18 protein-coding genes are annotated in these 23,386 nt (G+C 44.1%); 15 read left to right on the top strand and 3 right to left on the bottom strand.

The features are described from left to right. The first annotated feature begins 12 nt into the window (after positions 1–12). The 9 genes from C5745_RS02550 to C5745_RS02590 all read left to right on the top strand — a co-directional run bounded on the left by C5745_RS02550 (position 13) and on the right by C5745_RS02590 (position 11,516). A complete protein-coding gene (locus tag C5745_RS02550; protein WP_105715406.1) occupies positions 13–2,415 on the top strand; it encodes a DUF2339 domain-containing protein in 2,403 nt (800 codons plus the stop codon). Further along, a complete protein-coding gene (locus C5745_RS02555) occupies positions 2,393–3,649 on the top strand; it encodes a hypothetical protein (RefSeq protein WP_105715407.1) in 1,257 nt (418 codons plus the stop codon). The genes C5745_RS02550 and C5745_RS02555 overlap by 23 nt, the downstream gene beginning before the upstream one ends. Positions 3,650–3,685: 36 nt before the next feature. Then, positions 3,686–4,912, top strand: a complete 1,227-nt coding sequence (locus C5745_RS02560; protein ID WP_105715408.1) for a glycosyltransferase — start codon at positions 3,686–3,688, stop codon at positions 4,910–4,912. 143 nt (positions 4,913–5,055) lie between these two features. Then, a complete protein-coding gene (locus C5745_RS02565; protein ID WP_105715409.1) occupies positions 5,056–6,792 on the top strand; it encodes a GMC oxidoreductase in 1,737 nt (578 codons plus the stop codon). A gap of 11 nt (positions 6,793–6,803) precedes the next feature. Next, positions 6,804–7,442 (top strand): gluconate 2-dehydrogenase subunit 3 family protein, encoded by a 639-nt coding sequence (locus C5745_RS02570; RefSeq protein ID WP_105715615.1) that lies wholly within the window; start codon positions 6,804–6,806, stop codon positions 7,440–7,442. Positions 7,443–7,466: 24 nt separating this feature from the next. Then, on the top strand, positions 7,467–8,048 hold the full coding sequence (gene miaE, locus C5745_RS02575) for a tRNA-(ms[2]io[6]A)-hydroxylase (RefSeq protein WP_105715410.1): 582 nt from the start codon (positions 7,467–7,469) through the stop codon (positions 8,046–8,048). A gap of 439 nt (positions 8,049–8,487) precedes the next feature. Next, positions 8,488–9,522 (top strand): LLM class flavin-dependent oxidoreductase, encoded by a 1,035-nt coding sequence (locus C5745_RS02580; protein WP_317046827.1) that lies wholly within the window; start codon positions 8,488–8,490, stop codon positions 9,520–9,522. 19 nt (positions 9,523–9,541) lie between these two features. Then, entirely contained in the window at positions 9,542–10,600 is a 1,059-nt protein-coding gene (rlmN, locus tag C5745_RS02585) for a 23S rRNA (adenine(2503)-C(2))-methyltransferase RlmN (RefSeq protein WP_105715411.1), read from the top strand. A 223-nt stretch (positions 10,601–10,823) separates the two neighbouring features. Beyond that, entirely contained in the window at positions 10,824–11,516 is a 693-nt protein-coding gene (locus C5745_RS02590; RefSeq protein WP_105715412.1) for a ComF family protein, read from the top strand. Positions 11,517–11,543: 27 nt separating this feature from the next. Here the strand turns inward: C5745_RS02590 and C5745_RS02595 are convergent, their stop codons facing one another. Continuing rightward, positions 11,544–11,927: a VanZ family protein gene (locus tag C5745_RS02595; protein ID WP_243403228.1), complete on the bottom strand. Its 384-nt coding sequence runs from the start codon at positions 11,925–11,927 to the stop codon at positions 11,544–11,546. Between the two features lie 209 nt (positions 11,928–12,136). On the opposite strand from C5745_RS02595, the gene C5745_RS02600 reads away from it, so the two are divergent. From C5745_RS02600 to C5745_RS02625, 6 genes are all read left to right on the top strand, one after another. After that, positions 12,137–12,472 carry a PadR family transcriptional regulator gene (locus tag C5745_RS02600; RefSeq protein ID WP_105715413.1) on the top strand — a complete coding sequence of 112 codons (336 nt, stop codon included), beginning with the start codon at positions 12,137–12,139 and terminating at the stop codon, positions 12,470–12,472. 31 nt (positions 12,473–12,503) lie between these two features. Continuing rightward, complete coding sequence (locus tag C5745_RS02605; protein ID WP_105715414.1) at positions 12,504–14,252, top strand: PspC domain-containing protein; 1,749 nt, start codon at positions 12,504–12,506, stop codon at positions 14,250–14,252. A 3-nt stretch (positions 14,253–14,255) separates the two neighbouring features. Further along, a complete protein-coding gene (locus C5745_RS02610) occupies positions 14,256–16,664 on the top strand; it encodes an outer membrane beta-barrel protein (protein ID WP_105715415.1) in 2,409 nt (802 codons plus the stop codon). Between the two features lie 64 nt (positions 16,665–16,728). Then, positions 16,729–17,556: an SMP-30/gluconolactonase/LRE family protein gene (locus C5745_RS02615; RefSeq protein ID WP_105715416.1), complete on the top strand. Its 828-nt coding sequence runs from the start codon at positions 16,729–16,731 to the stop codon at positions 17,554–17,556. 7 nt (positions 17,557–17,563) lie between these two features. Beyond that, positions 17,564–19,888 carry a glycoside hydrolase family 95 protein gene (locus C5745_RS02620; RefSeq protein WP_243403229.1) on the top strand — a complete coding sequence of 775 codons (2,325 nt, stop codon included), beginning with the start codon at positions 17,564–17,566 and terminating at the stop codon, positions 19,886–19,888. A 44-nt stretch (positions 19,889–19,932) separates the two neighbouring features. After that, on the top strand, positions 19,933–21,234 hold the full coding sequence (locus C5745_RS02625; RefSeq protein ID WP_105715418.1) for a UDP-N-acetylmuramoyl-tripeptide--D-alanyl-D-alanine ligase: 1,302 nt from the start codon (positions 19,933–19,935) through the stop codon (positions 21,232–21,234). Positions 21,235–21,249: 15 nt separating this feature from the next. On the opposite strand, the gene C5745_RS02630 is transcribed toward C5745_RS02625, so the two are convergent. Further along, positions 21,250–21,684, bottom strand: coding sequence for an RrF2 family transcriptional regulator (locus C5745_RS02630; protein WP_105715618.1), 435 nt, complete (start codon positions 21,682–21,684; stop codon positions 21,250–21,252). Between the two features lie 64 nt (positions 21,685–21,748). Beyond that, on the bottom strand, positions 21,749–23,386 hold the full coding sequence (gene pafA / locus C5745_RS02635; protein WP_105715419.1) for an alkaline phosphatase PafA: 1,638 nt from the start codon (positions 23,384–23,386) through the stop codon (positions 21,749–21,751).

Here is a 23,386-nt window from a genome sequence, read left to right on the forward strand (position 1 = left end):
TAAACCGAACACATGGAAATCATCTATATCCTTGGTTTTGTGGTGCTCATCGTACTGATATTGCGTCAGAGAGACGAAATTACGCGCCTTAGAAAGGGTTTGGAGCAGACATTCGATCAGCTGCTGGACATCAAGTCACTATTGGAGGATAGTCGGAATAATCCGTCGATACAGCAAGAGCAAACACCTACAACTGAAGAGCAGCCGGTTCTTCCCCATACCCAACCGGAAGAACCGGTTGTCGTATCTGACGCTATGCCCGACGCCATTCATGAAGAATCACATTTACCCCCGGTTCCGTCAGTATCAGAATATAATGAACGGCCTGAACCAGGAGCAGTGCATAATGTCGCACCGGAGGAAGCCGAACCTACGTTGTCTTGGTTTGACCGTTTTAAGCGTGATAATCCTGATCTAGAAAAGTTTATCGGCGAAAACCTCGTCAACAAAATCGGTATCGTTATCCTTGTGCTTGGCATCAGTTTCTTTGTGAAATATGCAATCGACAAAGATTGGATTAACGAACCGGCACGTGTGGGTATAGGCATGCTTTGCGGCGGGTTACTGCTTGGCGTGGCACACCGTCTCCGGCTAAAATATAAAGCTTTCAGTTCGGTTTTGGTTGCCGGAGCCATTGCCGTGTTTTACTTTACGATAGCCATTGCGTTTCACGATTATAAACTGTTCAGCCAGACGACCGCCTTTATCCTGATGGTGATTATTACCGCGTTCAGTATTTTTGTTTCGGTGCTGTATAACCGCCAGGAGCTTGCTGTGCTGTCCATTATCGGGGGCTTTGCCGTGCCATTTATGGTGAGCGGTGGAGAAGGCAATTACCATGTGCTGTATACCTACCTATTGATTCTGAACGCCGGTATGTTGGGGATTTCCTATTTCAGGCGCTGGTTCTTTGTCAACTTTGTAGCTTTTGTGCTGACCATCGGGATCTTTGTCGGCTGGCTTGCCGCGGCAGACGTGGAACAACAGGAAGCCTTAGGGCATGTTCTGATTTACGCTTCTGTGTTTTATAGTATGTTTGCGCTCGCCTTTGTGCTGAACAACGTACTGTATAGAAACAAATTTACCAACTACGAAATAGCAGCGCTTATCAGCAATACCGTGGTCTACTACGCTGTCGGGCATTACATAGTCGGCGTTATCGCACCGAAAAGTTTAGGGCTATTCACGGTTGTGCTGGCGTTGTTCAATTTGTTATGTGCAACCATTATCTACAAAAAGTACAAATTCGATAAAAACATCATCTATGTATTGATCGGTTTGGCATTGACCTTGGCCACCATCACCATTCCTGTGCAATTCTCCGGCAAATACATTACGCTGTTTTGGGCATGCGAAGCGGTGTTGCTGTTCTGGCTAACCAAACAATCGAATCTGAAAGGGTTTACCCTTGCTGGTATCGTCGTGCAGTGGCTTGCCGTAATCAGTCTCCTGATGGACCTGCAAACCTATCTGGGTGACGATGTGCCTTATCACCCCGGGTATAACTCGATGTTTCTTACTGGACTTATTGTCATCGCTTCGTTAGTGCTAAGTTATAGGTTGTTTAAGATCAACGATTACAGCAGCGTTATCTTAGGAATTAACTTCGATCATGTTGTCCACCGGAAAATCTTTTACAACCTTGCGTTGGTACTGGGTTACGTATTGCCGCTGATAGAAATTGGCTATCAGGGCAATGCTTATTTTGGCAATTCGGCGACGATTTATTTTTTTCTGTATCTATACCATATGCTGTACAGCAGCACGCTGTTGTTTTTTAGCAGCCGGCAGTCAACAGAAAATATCAAATGGGCAAATGCTATCGCTCTTTTTAACATGTTGGTCTATATCGTTATCGCCTACAGACTGCCGTTGATGGAAAAAGAAGATATGTTCATCGACGAAGTTCGTGTATTCCCTTGGGCGATGACGCTGCATTATATAAGCATGCTGTGTTTGCTCTATCAAACTTGGTTCTTTATGAAAAACAAAGCGACAAACGATCGGTTTACTGCTTTCAGCCCCCCATACATCTCGTGGTTTCTCGCTTTCTTTATCGTATACTTGTTGAGCACGGAAGTAAACATTGCCTTTCTCTCGACCACAGGTGAGTGGGAGGCGTTTTATGAAATGAAGAACAGTGTGATTCGGGTCGTATTCCCCGTTTTATGGGGCATCCTGTCGTTTATGTTCCTTATTTTCGGTATCCGCCGGAATATGAAGACTGCACGTATTATTGCCCTCTCGCTGTTGGGGATTACCGTCCTGAAGTTGTTCCTGTATGATATTCGTATGGTTTCCGAAACCGGAAAAATCATTGCGTTTATACTATTGGGTGTATTGATATTAATAATTTCTTTTGTATATCAAAAAATAAAAAAACTGATTGTAGATGATAACGAAAAGGCAGGGTAGCAATATGCAAACAATAAACGCAAAATACATGGCTGTTGTTTTCCTGCTGCTATGGGGTCAATTTGCGTCGGCGCAGCAGGTGGTAAAAGCTACCATAGAGGCGAAAGTTGACGGATTGCAGGCAATACAGATCCCGCAGGAGTTTCGGAGATGGATAGGCAACGACGTTGCTCCGTTACGCATACACAATGCGCAGGGTAACGAGATAGGTTTCGTATGGAAGCCCGATATTCGTGAAACGACTACCTTTCAAACGGTGCCTTTTCACAAAATGGTCACTGACAGTACCGACGCATTCGTTATTCACAATCCCAAGAAAGAAAGAAAACAAGGCTACATTTTCCGTATCGCTAACTCGGCTGGCAGCAAGGATTATGTTATTGAAGGTAGCGATGACCAAGAAACCTGGTTTGGGTTGATGAACAATGGTAAGTTCACCCAGGTATATAGTGAAGATCACACTTCTGTTGTGAAAAATGTTAGTTTCCCGCTGACGGACTACCGCTATATCCGCGTGACGCTGGATAATAAAAATTCGGCACCGGTGCAGGTGCTGGGCATTGGCGAACAGGTTACACATGAGATTGCACAACGTTACGAACCAATACAACATGTTTTATGCGAGCGGAAGGAAGACGGTAAAAACAAAAAAACTATCTTAACGATTCGTAAAAATGGTCGTTCACCGATAGATTATATCCAATTTCACATCACTGCTCCGGAACGCTACCACCGTCAGGCGACATTGTACACCACACACACCGAAACTCATAAGCGTCAAACACATACGTACGATCAGCCGATGACCTATATGACTTTGAGTGACCAGCAGGCAAATGAGGTGACCGTAGAAAATCTATCGGAAGATACATTTTGTATTCTTATTGAAAATGAAGACAATGTACCATTAACGATAGATAGTCTGTCCTTTTTTCAAAAGCCGATTACGATACTGGCTGATCTAAAACAAGGAGAAACATACGTGCTGGATGCCGACAGTAGCCGGATGTTACCAAACTACGACTTGGGCAGGGCAACGATCGATTTCACGACGAATTTTCCACGGGCAACCCTCAAGGGTATTGAAAAGGTGGCACCACCACCTACAAACGGGCGGCAACACGACATTGGTCGTCTCATGCTTTTTTTAGGATCGGTGATAGGCGTTCTAGCAATTTTTTACTTTGGCGCAAGCTTGCTGAGAGATATGAAAAAGAAATCAAAATTACCTTAAAAAGCATAGTTCCGACAAAATAAGTATTTTAGTCCGATGAAAGCGATTCTTTTCATCGGACTTGTTTGGCCTGAGCCTCAATCATCTGCAGCAGGAACACGGATTCTGCAATTAGTTCGGATGTTCCAAAGCGTGGGTTACGAAGTGGTTTTCGCTTCGGCTGCTGTCAGATCTCCTTATAGCCACCCGCTTTCTCGAGAGGGCGTTCGGGAAGAAGATATTCAGCTCAACGACAGTAGTTTTGATACCTTTATTACATCCTTAAAACCTGATATTGTTGTTTTTGACCGTTTTGTCAGCGAAGAGCAGTACGGATGGCGGATAAGGCAATATTGTCCGTCTGCACTAACGATATTGGATACAGAAGATTTACATTTTCTGCGTCGGGCGCGACAAGAAGGCGTGCAAAGGAATACAGCGCCGGACTATTATAATGATATTACCACGCGAGAGATTGCCGCGATACTGCGTTGTGATCTTTCTTTAATTATTTCGGAGAGCGAAATGAAACTGCTTTTGCAGACATTCCGTTTGCCGGCCGAAATTTTATGCTATCTCCCTTTCTTGGAACCAAAAATAGAAGAATCAACAATGAATGAATGGCGTCCTTTCGCGCAACGGAAGGATTTTGTGTTCATCGGGAACTTCTTGCACGAGCCTAATTGGCATACGGTTCGGCTACTGAAAACAGATATATGGCCAAAAATAAAGAAGCGTTTACCCCGGACGGAATTGCATATTTACGGCGCTTATGCAAGCGAAAAAGTCAATCAACTACATCAGCCCAAAGATAATTTTCTGATAAAAGGAAGAGCCGACGATGCCCGTAAAACCCTCGAAGCCTACCGGGTATTGATTGCGCCGATTCGGTTTGGAGCGGGTGTAAAAGGTAAATTTATCGATGCTATGCAGGCGGGAACTCCCTCCGTTACGACTGCAATAGGCGCGGAATCGATGACGGTTGATGACGTCTGGAACGGCTATATTGAAGATGATCCGGATAGCTTCGTCGAAAAGGCGATTCTATTATATGCAGATTCGAAGGTCTGGCACGAAGCACAGGAAAGAGGAGCAGGCGTACTTAACGCAACAAGTAGTAAAGCGCAGTTTGAAACACCATTTCTTACGTACATAGATGAATTAAAAGAGCGATTGCATACGCATCGTCGGCAAAATTTTATCGGACAAATCTTACAGCGTCAGCACCATAATGCCAGTAAATATATGTCGCTTTGGATCGAGGAGAAGAATAAGCGTCGCTGAACATTCCCAAGAGACGGTAGACAACTTCGGTAATAAATATGATAACATTCTTCTCAAATTAGATTTTTTTTTTACTTTGGTGGTGGCTAAACAGTAACAGAGAAGAGAAAATTTTTTTACCGCTTTTTACAAATTCATAAAATATGGGCGAATACCAAATAAAAGAAAGTCCGGAGGTTTACGACGCCATTGTGGTGGGATCGGGAGCTGGAGGAGGTATGGCGGGCTATATTCTGGCCCATGCAGGATTGAAAGTATTGATGTTGGAGGCAGGACCATTCTATGATCCGGCGAAAGACGCATTGCAATTGCGATGGCCATGGGAGTCGCCGCGTAGAGGAGCGGGAACAACCCGTCCGTTTGGAGATTTTGATGCCGCTTATGGTGGCTGGCAGTTAGAAGGGGAGCCCTATAGCACAGTCAGCGGAACGGAATTTGAATGGTTTCGTGCGCGTATGCTCGGAGGTCGGACCAATCATTGGGGTCGAATTTCTTTACGGATGGGACCGGATGATTTTAAACCAACAGACGGTGTTACCGAAGAATGGCCGATCACCTACGACGAGGTCAAGCCTTTTTACGATCGTGTAGACCGTATGATTGGTATTTACGGAACGGTTGAAGGTATACGAAATGAGCCGGACGGCATTTTTATGAAACCACCGAAACCCCGTTTGGGTGAGCTTTATATTGCTCGGGGAGCGAAAAAAGCAGGTGTTCCGGTTATTCCGGGACGAGGCGCAGTTTTGACCGAATCTTCTCCGGAGATCAAAGGACGCGGAACGTGTTTCTATTGTGGACAGTGTGGACGAGCCTGCAAGGTGTATGGTGATTTTTCTTCCTCTTCTTGTTTGGTCATGCCAGCAATGAAGACCGGAAATCTGAAAGTGATAGATAACGCTATGGTTCGCGAAGTCCTCACAAACGATGAAGGGTTGGCGACCGGGGTTTCCTATGTGGATACCAAGAATTTACAAGAGTATGCCGTGAGAGGAAAAACGGTGATTCTTGGCGCGAGTGCTTGTGAGAGCGCACGTATCATGTTGAATTCCAAATCATCCGCCCACCCAGGTGGACTTGGTAATAGTACTGGTTTAGTAGGAAGATATCTACACGATTCGACGGGATCGAGCGCTTGGGGATTCTTACCCCAGTTATTGGATAGAAAACGTTTTAACGAGGACGGGGTGGGCAGTGTGCATATTTATTCCCCATGGTGGGAAGACAATAAAAAACTGCGTTTTCCCAGAGGCTATCATATTGAATATGGTAGTGGCCTGAATATGCCGGGATATGGATTCTTGAACTGGGTACCCGGTGCTGTGGGTATGGTGGCCGGTAACGATGGAGAAAAGCGAGATAGTGGAGGATATGGTGCGTTACTGAAGCAAGATTATCGCCGTTTTTACGGTGCATCCATCGGGATGGCTGGACGTGGTACTGCTTTGGCAAGAAAGGATAACTATTGCGAAATCGATCCAACACGAGTCGACAAATATGGTATTCCTGTATTACGTTTTCACTACAAATGGGCCAACGAGGAAGTGGAGCAAGCCAAACATATGCAAGAGACGTTCAAGTCGGTCATGCACGAGATGGGGGCTGTTGTTTTGTCGCCAGAGCAGGGGCCAGAAACAAAATATGGCTTGGAAGCGCCGGGTGTGATTATCCATGAAGGAGGAACAACCCGTATGGGAAATGATCCCAAGACGTCGGTTTTGAATAAATGGGGACAAGCGCATGAGTGCAAGAATTTGTATGTGGTGGATGCAGGCCCTTTTGTGCAACAAGGCGACAAGAACCTGACTTGGACCATCTTGGCGATGTCAATGCGGACAGCAGAATATATATTGGAAGAGAAGAAAAAGTTAAACGGCTAATCGAAAAAGATATGAATAGACGAGAATCTCTTAAGGCATTAGGTTTACTTGCAGCAGGAGCGGGCGTTTTAGCCACAGCCTGCAACGGAGAGAGTGCGAAGGAAGCGAGAATCGCTAACGAGACTTCTGATAAGTTGCCCGGAGTCGAAGATTGGGAACACGAGCGAACGCAGAAACTGCTCGAAGAAAAGTTTTTTACAGACCATGAGATGGCGACCATTACGGTATTAGCTAATATTATTATACCAAAGGATGATATTTCTGGAAGTGCCTCAGAAGCAGGTGTGCCGGAGTTTATAGAATTTATCGTAAAGGATCTTCCATCCAACAAGATTCCGATGCGCGGAGGGTTGAAATGGATGGATGTACAATGCCAGAAGAGGTACGGTGACGCATTTATAAAGTGTACTAAAGAACAACAGATTGCACTCATCGACGAGATTGCTTACCCTGACAAAGCTAAACCAGAAATGCAACAGGGGGTTGCATTCTTTTCTTTGATGCGTAACTTAACGGCTTCAGGATTTTATACCACCGAAATGGGCGTTAAAGATATTGGCTACGTAGGGAATAGACCCGGGGTGTGGAACGGTGTCCCAGAGGATATATTGAAAGAACATGGATTTGACCCTGCACAATTTTTTGGATAATCCAAGGGTTTAATAGAAAAGAATATGTTAGGACTAAAATTATTGACAGATCCTCGGTGGGCAAATATCGCAGCATCCAATTTAGATGAAATTCTCACAGATCACGCTTGGTGTGAACAAAAAGCAGCATCTAATGCGATTACGCTAATTACGCAGAATCCGGAACACGAAGATCTTGTTCATGAATTGACCGCTATCGCGATCGAAGAAATGCAGCATTTCCAAATGGTAATCGATATTATCAAGGCCCGTGGCTATACGTTGGGAAGGGAAAGAAAAGATGATTATGTTGGACAATTGATGAGGTTTTCAAAGAAAGATGGCTCCCGTAATCAAGCGTTTATTGACCGTTTGTTGTTTGCAGCAATGATCGAAGCACGTAGTTGTGAGCGTTTTCGTGTTCTTTCCAAAAATATAGATGATCAAGAACTAGCAAAATTCTACCACGATTTGATGGTCTCTGAAGCTAACCACTATACGACATTCCTCCATTTTGCACGTAAATATACAACAGATGTTGATGTAGATAAAAGATGGCAGGAATGGTTGGATTTTGAAGGGGAGTTGATCCAGAGCTACGGTAAAAAAGAATATATCCATGGTTGATATTGTTGTGTTCTTTTTCCCGTAAAAAGAACCAAAACCCCGTCGCTGAAAAATTTTGAAAGGATGGGATAGTACTAAGGATGAAATTCTACATGTTTCAAAATTTTTGAGGCGACATTTAGCGTTAAGGAGGAATTGTGCAAATTCGTATATAAAAGTGATCAATATTGCTTTGCGATTATGCGGGTTAAATCGACATCGTATTGTTCTGCGTTGATTTTTACGAAGACTATTCCGTTAAAAACAGCATATTGTCTGAGCGGAGCGAGTTTCATGCTGTTTAGGAATAGAGGAGAAAAAATAGCAGAACTATACAAGTCGTGATCTTTTGTTTCTTTTCCATCTAGGGAAAAGAAAAAGGAAATACTTCTTGATCTACATCAATACCCACCGCAAAAAACATCCCTATCTTTGTTATAGATTAGAAAGGAAAAAGGCTATGATCGAATTAGGAATAGGTATGTTCGGGGATGTTCATATAGATCCCACAACAGGCAAAATGCAATCTGCGGCGCAACGTACGCAGGAGATTATCGAAGAAATCAAATTGATGGATGAAGTCGGTGTGGATTTCTTTGGGATGGGGGAACACCATCGTATAGATTACGCCGTTTCTTCTCCGGAAATTATATTGGCGGCAGCTGCTACGGTAACGAATAAGATCAAGTTAGGTAGCGCGGTTTCGGTTATCAGCTCGGCAGATCCCGTTAAGTTATTTCAGGATTTTTCGACGGTGGATCTGCTCTCGAATGGCCGAGCGGAGATCATGGCCGGTCGGGGATCCTTTATAGAGTCTTTCCCACTATTCGGGTATGACTTAAAGGACTATGCCGAACTTTTTGAGGAAAAGTTAGCGTTGTTGCTCCGACTTAATAAGCAGGATACAGTGACTTGGTCGGGTAAGTTTCGGAAGCCATTGGTAAACCAAGAAATTTTTCCACGACCTGTCGAGGGTTCTCTGCCCATTTGGGTAGCTGTTGGAGGCACTACTTCTTCGGTAATTCGTGCAGGAAAATTAGGGCTGCCAGTTATGTTTGCGATTATAGGTGGTGCAATTGATAACTTTAAACCTCTGTTTGAAGTGTACCGACAAGCGTGGGAAGATAACGGACATACTATGGATAACTTTCAAGTAGGCGTCCATATGCATGCATTTTTTGGCGAACAAGGGCAGGAAGTGGCGGACCAATATTATCCGCTCTATGCTGGACAGATGAATAGAATCGGTGCATCGAGAGGTTGGCCACCTTATCAACGCTCGCAATACGATTTCGGACGTTCTATTCATGGACATTTGGTGGTAGGGGACGTGAACCAGTCGGTAGAGAAGATATTACATGTTATAGAGACGTTTGGCCTGACTCGTTTTTCCGCCCACACCGATGTGGGTAGTCCAAATCACAAAGATATGATGAAAGCAATTGAATTGTACGGTACGCAAATCATTCCCAAAGTGAAGGCCGCGTTGAAATAAATTTCCTTATCTTTGTAGCGTGGTACAGCAGCGTAAATTAATTGATATCAGAAGTTTAAGTTTATCTGAATTGAAAGATAAACTAACCGCGATCGGTGAGCAGGGGTTCCGGGCGAAACAGGTATATGAGTGGCTATGGTCGAAATCCTGCACGGATTTCGACCAGATGACGAATCTTAGCAAGGCGTTGCGTGAAACGCTGAAGGATAATTTCGAGATACGCGATGTTAAGGTCCGAGAATCACAAGTGAGCTCGGACAAGACGATCAAAAGCAGTTTTACGCTTTATGATGGAAATGTGATAGAAGGTGTTTTGATTCCAACCCCTGATCGAATGACAGCGTGCGTAAGCTCGCAGGTAGGTTGTAGCTTGACGTGTAAGTTTTGTGCGACGGGTTATATGGAGCGTAAACGGAACCTACAAGCCGACGAGATATACGATCAAGTAGTATTGATTGCCAAACAGGCTGAAGAAAAGTACAGTCAACCATTAACCAATATCGTCTACATGGGAATGGGTGAGCCTTTGTTAAATTACAGCGGTATGATGAAATCGGTCGAACGCATTACGGCGCCTGATGGATTGAATATGGCAGCGAAACGCATCACAGTATCCACAGCGGGTATCGCCAAGATGATTAAGAAATTAGGAGATGATGAAGTGCGCTTTAATCTAGCCCTGTCGCTACACGCCGCAAACGACGAAAAGCGAAATCAGATTATGCCGATCAACGAGCAGAATTCCTTGAAGGCATTAGCAGACGCATTGAAATACTATTACGCAAAGACCAAGAATCCGGTCACATTCGAATATATTGTGTTCCATAATTTTAATGATGAATTGCAAGATGCAAAGGAGCTTGCCAGATTTTGTAAGCATGTACCTTGCAAGGTGAACATCATCGAATATAACCCCATTGCGTTAGCTGATTTTGTGAACGCAGATGCAGATAAGATTGATCAGTTTGCGGAGTACCTGCGTAGCCAGCATATTGTGACGAACGTCCGTCGGAGCCGGGGGAAAGACATCGATGCCGCTTGTGGCCAGCTTGCTATCAAAGAAGAAACCGTCGGTTAGCAAATAGGAATAAGGGAACAAACAAAAGATAGAAAGCTACTAGTTTTATGTACTGTCCTCCTATTAACGTTTGGTGTCGCCTCCGGAACTTTGACATCTGTAGAAATTCATTCTTAGTACTACCCTTTCTGTCAAAGATCCGAAGCGACGATTTTTTTGGTACTTTTTTGAGGGAAAAAAGTACATAAAACCTTAGATTTGTATACCACCAATTGTAAACAGTATGCAACTAATATCGTATTGGGAAAGCTTTGTATCTATCTTATTCCCGCCATTGTGTGTTTCCTGTGAAAATGTACTGTTGTACCAAGAAGAATTTATGTGTACAACCTGTCGATTCCATTTACCGATCAATGATCATTATCTGTTCATGCAGAACGAATTAACGCAGCGTCTTTTGGGCAAAGCTCCGGTTAATACCGGTGCAGCTTACCTTTCATTTTCAAAATCTTCGTTAGTACAAGCTATAGTCCATAAGTTGAAATATCGTCAGGATTATCGTATCGGAACGTATTTTGGGAGATGCTTCGGCATGGATTTGTTTACTTCGCCATTCTATGCTGATATTGATGTGGTTGTCCCACTGCCACTCCATCAGAAGAAAAAGCGGATTCGCGGATATAATCAGAGCGAATATATTGCGCAAGGCGTTGCCGAAGCAATGTCATTGCCTTTAAACCAGTCAGATTTCGTACGCCTTGTAAATACAGAAACACAAACGAAGAAAAGCCGTTTAGAACGCCACGATAATGTCGAAGACGCTTTTACCTGCGTGAGACCTTCAGTCTTTGAAGGCAAGCATGTATTATTGGTTGACGATGTTTTCACAACTGGGGCCACCGTTGCTTCTGCTGTGCGAACGCTGACGGACCAGTGTACCTGTAAAGTTTCTGTCGCTGTCTTAGCGATAGCATGAACCCATCTGATCGCTCACGGAGATCAATCAAAATGCGGATCTCCGATAGAACAAAATATAGCTGAAAAGAGCCATTCCTATCCCAACGTAATCAGCAAAAATATCCCACCAATCCGCTTGGCGTCCTTCGGAAAAGAAATATTGAATAGCTTCTGTGCCGAAAGCGAAGATACTGGCAATAAGAAACGTAACGATGATCGCTTTTATTTTGCTAGGCCTGTTGAGTGGTTGCGCTATGGAGCCAAATAACAACAATGCCGTAAAAACGAAAAAAAAGCCACAATGTACCAATTTATCGAACCCTTCAAAAAATCCAACGCTTGGTATATCGTTTGAAGGTAATCCCATGAGGAGGAGCATAATTGCACCCCAAGCGATCGCCCAGATATAGTTAAACAACTTTCTCAACATGGGGGGTAAAAGTCGTATTAATTACGGAACTTTCAAAAAAAATCATATTAAATCGTGGTTAAGGCCGATACTTTATAAAAATACACAATCTCCTTTCTGCTTATACAAAAATTAATAATCTGAAAATCAGACATGTATACTTTTGTTTTCAGTTTTTATAGTACTATGTATTGCATAGTACAATATAAAACCTATATCTTTGTCATGTTATGATAGCAGAAAATACACAAACCCAAATGCGGAAGGGAATATTGGAATACTGTATCCTTTCGATAATTTCCCGAGGGGAGATTTATGCTTCAGACATTATTGGAGAATTAAAAAAGGCCCAATTGCTGGTGGTGGAGGGCACATTGTATCCTTTGCTCACCCGTTTGAAGAACAATCAGTTACTGAGTTATACCTGGAAAGAGTCCACTTCCGGTCCCCCTCGTAAATATTATCAGGTTACAGCAGAGGGACGAGCGGTGTTGGCTAGGCTAGATGTAACATGGAAAGAACTTGTTTTCGCGGTGGAAACATCTTTACAGGGACGAAACGATTAATAATACTCATCTACATATATTAAACGGGGTTATGAACAAGACAATTATTATAAATATCAACAGTATCGTCTTTCACATCGAGGAAGATGCCTACGACACGCTGCGGTCGTACATGATTGACATAAAAAAACATTTTGGGAATACTGCTGAAAGCAAGGAAATTCTGGAGGACATTGAAAATCGGATTGCGGAAATGTTTAATGAGCGTATCCAGACAGGACGTAAAGAGGTGATCAACCTAGACGATGTCCAGCAAGTCATTGAGCAAATGGGGCGCGTAAGCGATTTTGAAGAGAGCGAAGCCGTAACTGTAGAAGAGGGCTTCCGTGATGAACAACAGACGAGACAAGCGCCTCATGTAGAATATGTCGGTAAAAAACTGATGCGTGACCCGGACGACAAAATGCTCGGCGGGGTGTGTAGCGGTTTGGCACACTATTTTGGGATAGAACCCGTTTGGATTCGTATTTTATTGGTGCTTTTTGTCCTAATTGGTGGTTCCGGCATTTTAGCATACATTATCTTATGGATTGTTATGCCCATCGCGGAAACCCGTGCTGATAAAATGGCTATGCGGGGGGAGGAGCCGAATTTACAGAATTTTAAAAAATCGTATGATGAAAAAGCTAAAGGTTTTTCAGAGACACTATCTGGAGCGGGCGAACGCGTTGGTTCTGGTGTCCGTACCGCAGGTAATCTCGTCAGTGGCTGTTTAGGCTTGATTGGTAAGATGATTGCGTGGATTATGCTCATCTTCGCGGGGCTAAACCTGCTAGGGTTGTTTATCTTTTATATGTTTAATATGATGAACTTCTTTGGTCTCGAAAATCCGATGTTTTTCCCGCCATTGAAAGGGTTGGCGACCAATGACGGCATTATTGCATTGACCTTTGGTTTCTTAGCGATTGCTATCCCTTTTTTCGCCCTGTTTTTTTGGCTTATACGAGTATTGTTTAAAACGGATAAAATCAACAGTTACCTCTCACTGACGATGTTTGCGGTATGGATTGTATCTATCGTTGCGATCGTCTACTATTGTATAGCTGCGTCCCAAGATTTCCGGGAAGAGAGTACAATTAATGTGCAAAAAAACATACAGCCACAAGAAATTTATTATTTCACAGAGAAAGATATACGTGTTTTAGATGCTAGTGAGCAGGACTCTTTGAAATCGAAATTCAATATTCAGCTAGACGGACAGGATTTACGAAACTACCTGCACCGTGATATCAGCATCTATTTTGAAAGCATCGATTCACTAAGCCAGCCTTATATACAATATAGTTATTCGGCGAAAGGGAAAACCTATCAATTGGCGTCGGAGCGAGCAGATAATATTGCTTATGAGGGCATCCAAGAAGACCAAACTATTTTGTTTCCAAGTCACTTTTTGTTAAAGAAAAATGCTTTAGATAGAGATCAGCGAGTAAGAGTTGTTGTATATCTGCCTCAGGGAGCTAAGGTAGTGCTCCAACGGAACATAGAATCCAAAATTCGTGACATATCTTACTGGGAGTGTCAAAATAACTATCCTAACGGAGGTCAACAGAAATACACGGAGTGGACCATGTCAAGTACCGGATTGCTATGTGCGCAACTGCCGAAGCCTAAAAAAGAAGAGGAGCAGGAGGAAAAAGATGAGGTGGAATCCCGCAGAGAAGCTTCGCTAGATAATGTGGCGATAGAGAAGGATTCAGTTATCCACATTGATGGTTCTAACGTGACAATTGAAGTAAAAGACAAAAACGTAAAAATAAATACCAAAAAAGAAGACAGCTAATTTATGCGCGCGATTTTAAATATATGTATTCTCCTGGTTGCTGTACTGACAGCACAAGCACAACAAGGGGAGGTAAGCGGTCGTGTTTTGAACGAACAACAAGAACCCTTATCGAATGTGTCGATTTATTTGCTGACGGCAAAAGCAGGGGCTCTCCTAAAAACGGGAGTAACCAATGAGCAAGGACGATATGTTATCAAAAATGTACCTCATGGCGAGTTTGTCATTCAAGCGTCCTCTGTCGGATATGAAACATTGAAATCCGCTGTAGTGAAGGCCACTGGGCAGTCGCTGGTGATAGACGATATGCTATTAAAAAGCGAGTCGCAAACCATAGATGCGGTTGCGGTGGAAGGGCAGGTTCCACTTGTCCAGCAACGAGATGGAAAATTAATTTTGAATGTGGAAAACTCTACCTTGGCAGCAGGCAATAATGCATTAGAAGTGGTGCGGCGTGCCCCGGGAGTAAGCGTTGACAAGGATGAAAATCTTCAATTGATGGGACAGCAAGGTGTAAATGTAACAATTGATGGCCGACAGACATACATGAGTGGCGAACAGCTGTCGACATTCCTCAAATCTATGAACGGCGACCAGATTAAAAGTGTGGAAGTCAGCACGATAAGGAGTGCAAAGGAAGATGCGGAAGGTACGGTGGGCACCATCAACATTGTTTTGAAAAAGAATAGACTTGAAGGTTTCAACGGATCGTTTCTGGCCAGTGGCGCGCACGGTAAGCATGCACGGGGAAATTCGTCACTGAACCTCAGTTATAAGAAAAACAACACAACTGTTTTTGGAACGTATGGGTTCACTCGTAATAAGAGACAATTTGATTTAGGATTGGAGCGAAAAATCCCTTCTGAAGAGGTCGGTGACCGGGTTTTTGATCAAGACGCTAGCTTGGTGGAAACTAATAAAACCCACAATTACCGAATAGGGATAGAACAGAAGACATCCGAACGAAACACCATGCTATTGCAATTTTCTGGCGATAACGATAAGGAAAGCTCCGTTAATGCGAGTTTGACCAATATCGGTCCGGAGTTGGGTCTCGTGGACTCGGTTCTACGTACGGTAACGAATAGTAGAACACCTTTTAACCGTTACTCCCTGAACTTTAACAATGAACTTCAGCTGGATACGTTAGGCGGAAAATTGATATTTGACTTTGACTGGACAGCATTTCGCAATGATGCCGATATCGATTACGACTATAAAACCTATCTTCCAGACGGGAACCTGTCTTATGCTCCAGAAAAATGGCGGACGGGGATGCCGGTTGATATTGATATTTACGTTGGGAAAATTGATTTCTCTAAAAAGTTGGGAAAGGGAAAGCTAGAATCGGGGCTAAAATATAGTCGCGTAAAATCAGATAATAATTTAGCTTTTGAAAGATTTGTTGATGACACATGGGAGGATTTTGAGGGGCGCCAAAATCACTTTATCTACACCGAGGAGATTGCAGCGGGTTATTTGGATTACAACCGCTCTTTCGGCGCAACCGATATCAAGGTCGGTGTCCGGGCAGAGTATACGTTTTCGGATGCCCATTCGGTCACCAACGGCGTAACCAATAAACGTGACTATCTGGACTTCTTTCCCTCGGCGAGTATCTCTCACACGGTTAATGAGAACAATATTATTTCTTTAAGTTATGCGCGAAAGATCTCTAGACCAAACTATCGCTATTTGAATCCCATGCCCTATTATATAGACAAGTTTACGTTTATGTTAGGGAACCCCTATCTCAGACCTCAGTATACAGATGGATTTACATTAAATTATACACTTTATAAGATGTTTAATATAACACTGGGTACGGATATCACGAACGACGCTATGGTAGAAAGCATGGGGCAAGACGATATTAAAGGCGAGTCGTGGGTGACGCGCGAGAACCTTGCCAGAACAATGACTTCCTATCTGAATATCAATGCGCCATTTAGAATTGGAAAAATTTGGACGATGAACAATAACCTGACGACGATTTATATGCATTTCAAGGGTCCGATAGCTGGAGAGTATGCCGACCTTGGTTCTGTTTTCTTTCAAGGCCGTAGCACGAATAATTTTAAGCTGACCAAAGCACTTTCTGCGGAGTTGGCCGTTGATTACAATAGCCCATTCCTCTATAATATTTATAAAATTCATGCACGCTGGGGAACGGATATAGGTATTAACTATAATTTCAAAGACGAGCGGAACGCGCTGAAATTGGCAGCAACAGATATCTTCCGAACACAACAAAATAACGTATCGACAGATTTTGGGCAGTTCAACTCCATGATACGTCAGTACAACGACAATCAAACCGTTCGATTAACTTATACCTATAAATTCGGTAATCTGAAACAGCAAATGAAAAAAAGGGGCGAGGAATCTGAAGAAGCAAGCCGCGCCCGGTAGGTCGATAAACCAAACTCCTAAAAAATTGTTATCTTGTATGGGTTTAAAATAAAAAAATATACAAATGAAACGATTACTTCTTTTTTCTTTAGGAGCTGTATTGTCCACAACGGCGTTTAGTCAGCATCAACTGACGGAATTATGGGAAACGAAAAATTTACCGGTTCCCGAGTCTGTGCTTTATCATGCCGGAAATGATGTTTTATACGTGTCATTGATTGACGGAGACGGTGCGACAAAAGACGGACAAGGCGGTGTTGCGGTGTTAAATCTGGATGGCAGCGTGAAGGATCAAAATTGGGTAACTGGGATGAACGCGCCCAAAGGAATGGCTAGTTACAAGGATTTATTATATGTGGCTGATATTACCGCTGTTGCGGTTATCGATATGGAGACGGGTAATGTCGTGAATGAAATTGAATTTCCGGGAGCTGTTTTCCTGAACGATGTGACAGTAGATAATGACGGCGTGGTTTACGTATCAGATACGCGTACCGGGACTATTTACCAGATGCGAAATAACAAGCCAACGGTATTTCTAGAAAATGCGTCGAATGTCAACGGGTTGAAATTTATTAAAGGAAATCTTTATGCTTTGGTAGGGCCGGAATTATGGAAGATCGATGCCAACAAGAAAAGCACAGTTCTCGCAAAAGGCTTTGAGCTGGGGGGTGATGGGCTGGAGCCGGTCGGTAACAACGGAGATTTTCTTGTTACATGTTGGGGAGGCCTGGTGTATTATGTAAAAGCAGATGGCTCTTTTGAGAAAATGATGGATGTGCGGGGGAAAATGAACACAGCAGATTTGGGTATACACCCAGAGACAAATACGATATACATTCCTACGTTTAATAGCAATAGCGTCAAAGCTTTTAAGCTTGATAAAAAATAAAAGAGGGTTGAGACGGCTATTAACCCTTTCCATCTTCTTCCACTTCGTCTGCAATTTATGTGCGCAGGATTTGACGATGTGGTATAATAAACCCGCCGCTCGCTGGGAAGAAACTTTGCCGTTGGGCAACGGGCAGATCGGCATGATGCCCGATGGTAAAGTTCTGGACGAATCCATCGTACTAAACGAGATATCCATGTGGTCGGGAAGCCCCGAAGATCCGAATAACAATGATGCGTATAAAAGCGTCGATGCTATTCAAAAGCTGTTGTTCGCGGGGAAGAATGGACAGGCAGAAGCGTTGGTCAACAGGAACTTTGTAACGAAAGGAAAAGGCTCGGGAAATGGAAACGGAGCAAAGGTGCCTTATGGCTGTTTCCAGAACTTCGGATTCCTCAATTTCTTACATTCCATACAGGGCGAGGTTTCGCAATACAAACGTACGCTGAACCTAGCAAATGCTACCGCGACAACGTCGTTTGAGGCAAATGGGGTACAGTATTTACGTGAGTATTTTACCTCTTTTGACGGGAATATCGGTGTAATCCGTTTATCAGCCAATAGGAAAGGAGCCATTACCTTTGCTACACATTTTTACAGGGATGAAAATGTGCGTCATATGAACGTGACTGATAACGAAATGACATGGAGAGGCACATTACCCGACGGAAAAGGAGGGGATGGATTACGGTTCGCGGGGAAAGTAAAAGTCATTACCAATGGTGGCAGCCATAGGACGCATGACCATCAAGTCATTGTTAAAAATGCGGATGAAGTACTGCTAGTTTTTGCGGCGTCAACGGATTATTATGGACACCGTCCTGACGAGGCTGTTGAGCGTTTGTTGGCCGGTGCTGCTAAATGGACATACAAAAGTCTGTGGAAAGCACATCGCCAGCGATTTGGAAATGTTTTTGGTCGTGTCTCGTTACATTTGGAAGATAACCGGAACAGCCGGGACATTCCTACCGACCAACGCATCGAGCAATTTTTTGAGGATCCTGCGCAGGATAACGCCATGGCGGCTTTGTACTATCAATTTGGCCGATACCTTAGTATATCCAGTACCGCGCCGAACGTAGGAAACGCGCTTCCCCCAAATCTGCAGGGTTTGTGGGCGCATCAAATCCAAACGCCCTGGAATGGAGACTACCATTTGAACGTTAACGCACAGATGAACCATTGGGGGGTCGAGGTAAATAATCTTTCGGAGTACCATATACCTTTTATTAATTTGATTAAGCGTATTGCGAAAGAAGGTGAAAAGACAGCCAAAGCTTATTATAATGCGCCCGGTTGGGTGGTCTATATGATGACGAATATTTGGGGGTATTCGGCGCCGGGCGAGCAAGCATCGTGGGGCGCAAGTACAGCATCGGGCTGGCTTTGCAACCACTTGTGGGAACATTATCAGTTCACAAAAGACGAAAATTACCTCGCTGAAATATATCCAGTACTAAAAAAAGCCGCTGTTTTCTACCATGCGACACTGGTTAAAGAGCCTAAAAACGGTTGGTGGGTAACTGCGCCGTCAGTTTCGCCGGAAAATGCTTTCAAGATGCCGAATGGTAAGGTGGCGTCGGTAGCGATGGGCCCTACAATAGACAATCAGATCGTCCGGGAGCTGTACGAGGCGGTAATCGAAGCAAACGATATACTCCAATTAAAGGACCCATTTGTGGTAGATCTGGAACGGCAACTTCGTGATGTGCCGCCCCCGGTGGTTGTCAGCAACTCAGGGCGTGTGATGGAGTGGTTGGAGGACTACGCAGAAGTTGAGCCTCAACATCGCCATGTGTCACACTTATACGGACTATATCCGGCGCATTTCATTTCGCCGGTTAGTACACCTGAGTGGGCCGAAGCGGCAAAGAAGACGCTGCTTGCGAGAGGCGACGAAGGTACTGGCTGGTCCCGAGCGTGGAAGATTTTGTTCTGGGCTCGGCTGCATGATGGTGATCGCGCGTTGGAGATTCTCCGGCAATTGCTCAAACCTGCTTTTAAAGATGAAGCGAGTTATGTAGGCGTGGGAGCCGGAACATATCCAAATCTTTTCTGTGCGCATCCACCGTTCCAGATCGACGGCAACTTCGGCGGCTCTGCGGGAATTGCCGAAATGCTCATACAGTCGCATGACGGTTATATCCACTTGCTCCCCGCGTTACCTAAAGCGTGGCATAGTGGTGAAGTGAAAGGATTGAAAGCACGGGGAAATTATACCGTGGATATTCGATGGAAGGATGGTCGCGTCACCAACTTCAAGGTGCGCGGCAAAAAGGGTGAAACCGTGAATGTTTTCGTAAATGGGGATAAGATCAAGAAAAAGATATAGTAAGTTTAAGGGGATAAAACTACCTTTGTCTAAAATTGAGCAGCATGACAATCGAGCAGTTATATTCTTTATATAAAGAACATCACTCGGTATCTACAGATACGCGTAACATCATACCCGATAGTATATTTTTCGCCTTAAGAGGAGAGCGGTTTAATGCAAATGAATTTGCAGGGCAAGCGTTAGCGAGCGGCGCCAAATGGGCAGTTGTCGATGAAGCAAAATATGCAACGGATGAACGCTATATTTTGGTAGAAAATGTATTGGCTACGTTGCAAGATCTGGCACGGTATCATCGTGGCCAGCTAAACATACCATTTATCGGGATCACCGGAACGAACGGGAAGACCACCACTAAAGAGTTATTACATGCCGTATTATCGCAACGCTTCAAAACGTATGCGACAAAAGGAAATCTTAATAATCATATCGGTGTTCCGCTAACCGTGCTTTCGATAAATGACGACATTGAAATGGCGGTTATCGAAATGGGTGCTAATCACCAGGAAGAAATTGCATTTCTGTGCGACATTGCTAGGCCCACACATGGTCTGATTACCAACGTAGGAAAGGCACATTTGGAAGGCTTCGGTTCGTTTGAAGGGGTGAAGAAAGCCAAGGGTGAGCTGTACGATTTTCTTAAAACTCATGATGGTGTGCTGTTTCTACAAGGAGATAATGAACATCTGCGAGAAATGGAAATACAGCGCGGAATTTCAAAAATTGTTCGCTATGGTTTTTCATCGGCAAATGACGTCATAGGACGACTGGAATATGCAAACCCACTACTTTGTGTTTCTTGGAAAGTCCATGATGCAGCGGTATACCATACCGTGTCAACGCAGTTAACGGGCTCCTATAACACGGAAAATATATTAGCCGCGGTTACGGTGGGGCATTATTTCGGCATGGATGATGACCATATCAGCCAAGGGATTGAGGCGTATGCACCGACCAATAACCGTTCCCAAATTACTAGGACGACACACAATACTATTATTGCCGACTATTATAATGCAAACGTAAGTAGTATGGAAGCCGCGTTGGCGAATATGGCAGTTATCGAAGCGGATCACAAGGTAATCGTATTAGGCGATATGTTTGAGCTGGGTGAAAACACGCAGGAAGAACACCGTCACGTGGTCGATCGTGCTTTAGCAATCGGTGCCGATCGGACTATATTTGTGGGTGAAGCATTTTATGCTCATCAAAATACGAAAGCGGAATTTTACGAAACTACGGACGCTACTAAAAAAGCATTCCGCGAACGACCTATTGTTAATAGTACGGTCCTTTTGAAAGCTTCTCGTGGTATGGCTTTCGAGAAATTGACGGAAGTACTGTAGGAAGTACTAGTGGGTCTACTCCAAGGACAACTGCTTCTCCTTATTGATAAGTTGCGCCACGCTCGTGTCGTTGAGGATCTGTAGCATCGCGTTTCGAACCTCAATAAAGGTGTCTCGGATACCGCAAGCATGCTCTTCCACACATTCCTCACAGGAGCGATAAAAATTAAGACTCACGCAAGGCAATAAGGCAATAGGGCCATCAATTAACCGCATAACTTGGGAGAGGTAGATGTCTTCTGGCGCTTTATTTAAACTGTATCCCCCGCCGGCCCCTTTTTTAGAGTATAGTATACCAGCATTCCGCATTTCCAAAAGAATCTGTTCCAAGAACTTTTTCGGAATACGTTCCTCTTCAGCAATCTTTACAATTTGCATAGGTTCTTTTCCGTAGTTACGTCCCAACACCATGAGCGCCTTGATGGCGTATTTTGTTTTCTTAGAAAGCATGCGTTCCCTTTTTTGGATCAATTAATAGTAGCGAAGATACGGAAAAAAATAATTTGCTCTTGACTTATTGCCCTAATACCTCTACGATAGGCTTTCCGATGTTGCCATTCGGCTCCATAATATGTAATAACGATGCGAGCGTCGGCGCTATATCTACCACATGAACTTCTTTATTGCTTACGCCGCGTTGTATCCCCCAACCCATGAAAACGAGCGGTATATGCGAGTCGTATGGCGACCAAACACCATGTGTCGTTCCGGGGCTACGTGGTGTTCCAGCATACCATTGGGGATCAGCGATAATCTGGATGGCGCCGCTGTGCTTGCGGTTATAGCCGTTGATAACTTTCTCCCGGAGCGGAGCGGGAATGAACATATGCTGTGCCCCCTCCATATCGATAACATACGTAATACCATCTTCCTTGTTAAGCGAATTGATAACCGTTTTCTTGATCTCTTTAAGACTTAGCTGAAGGGAGTCGATGAGGCCATAGTTAAGATGTACTTGGTAATTCATCAGGCTTCTGACGATTTTGTCGCTGCCAAATTTTTTCTCAAGTTCGTTATTCAGATTACGTTGGATTTGGCGCGCGAACAAATAGCCTCCGTTGCCTTGTTGGTCCGTATAATACATGGGGTTATAGGAAGCCGCATGATCGGCCGTCAGGAAAAAAGTATAGTTACCTTTACCTATATGTTTATCTAAATAAGCCAAAAAATCTGCAATATCCTGATCAAGACGAAGATAAGTGTCCTCCATTTCTATGGCTGATAGTGAGTAACGGTGCCCGATATAATCCGTTGACGATAAGCTCACGCATAAAAAGTCTGTCGTGCCCGTTGAATTGTTTCCCAGTTGTTCCTGTTTGATGGCTTCCTTGGCGAAGTCTAAGGTCAGGGTATTTCCCTGTGGCGTTGTTTTGATAAGCTCATAGCCAGCATCTTTCATTAGTTCGGAAGTCTTTCTAGGGAATGTGGGAGTCTCTTCGCCAGGCCACTTGCCTTCGTAAGGCGTGTCGTCCGCAGTACTGTTAATATACGTGTCGATAGGGTACAGCGTGTTCCAGTCCTGTTTTAAATAGTTGTCCGCTAGTTTTTGTTTGTTAAAGGTTTCCACCCAACCCGGGAGTTTCTCCATATAGAAAGTGCTCGAAATCCAGTTGCCTGATTTTCCCTCAAACCAATACGCCGCATCGGCAAAATGACCTGCTGGCAAGATTCCGCCACGGTCTTTCATCGAGATGCCAATTACTTTAGCCTGAAAATTCGTCGCTAGTTTCAGTTGGTCCGTGATGGTGGATGCTAGTAGGTTCCGAGGCGACTGTTGCCCCTCCCTTTCCAGCGTGCCTACTCCCCGGACGTTATCATCCTGCGTGCAGTACATAGGCTGTCCAGTTGCCTGTATAACCCAGTCGTTCCCCGCGATGCCATGGATGGCGGGAACGGAACCAGTGTAAACAGAGGCGTGCCCTATAGCGGTAACCGTTGGAATATAATTAAGAAGGGCATTTTCGCACGAGAACCCCTCATTTAAAAGACGCTTGAAGCCATCATCTCCATAACGGTCGGCAAAGCGGTAAAGGTAATCCCATCGCATTTGGTCGATCATTAACCCCACAACCAATTTTGGACGTGCAGGTTGTGCTTCCACTTGAATAGCGATGGTTATGGTCAAAAGAGCCGTAAAGAAGAATTTCCACAT

Source organism: Sphingobacterium haloxyli, from assembly GCF_002980525.1.
GTDB lineage: Bacteria > Bacteroidota > Bacteroidia > Sphingobacteriales > Sphingobacteriaceae > Sphingobacterium > Sphingobacterium haloxyli.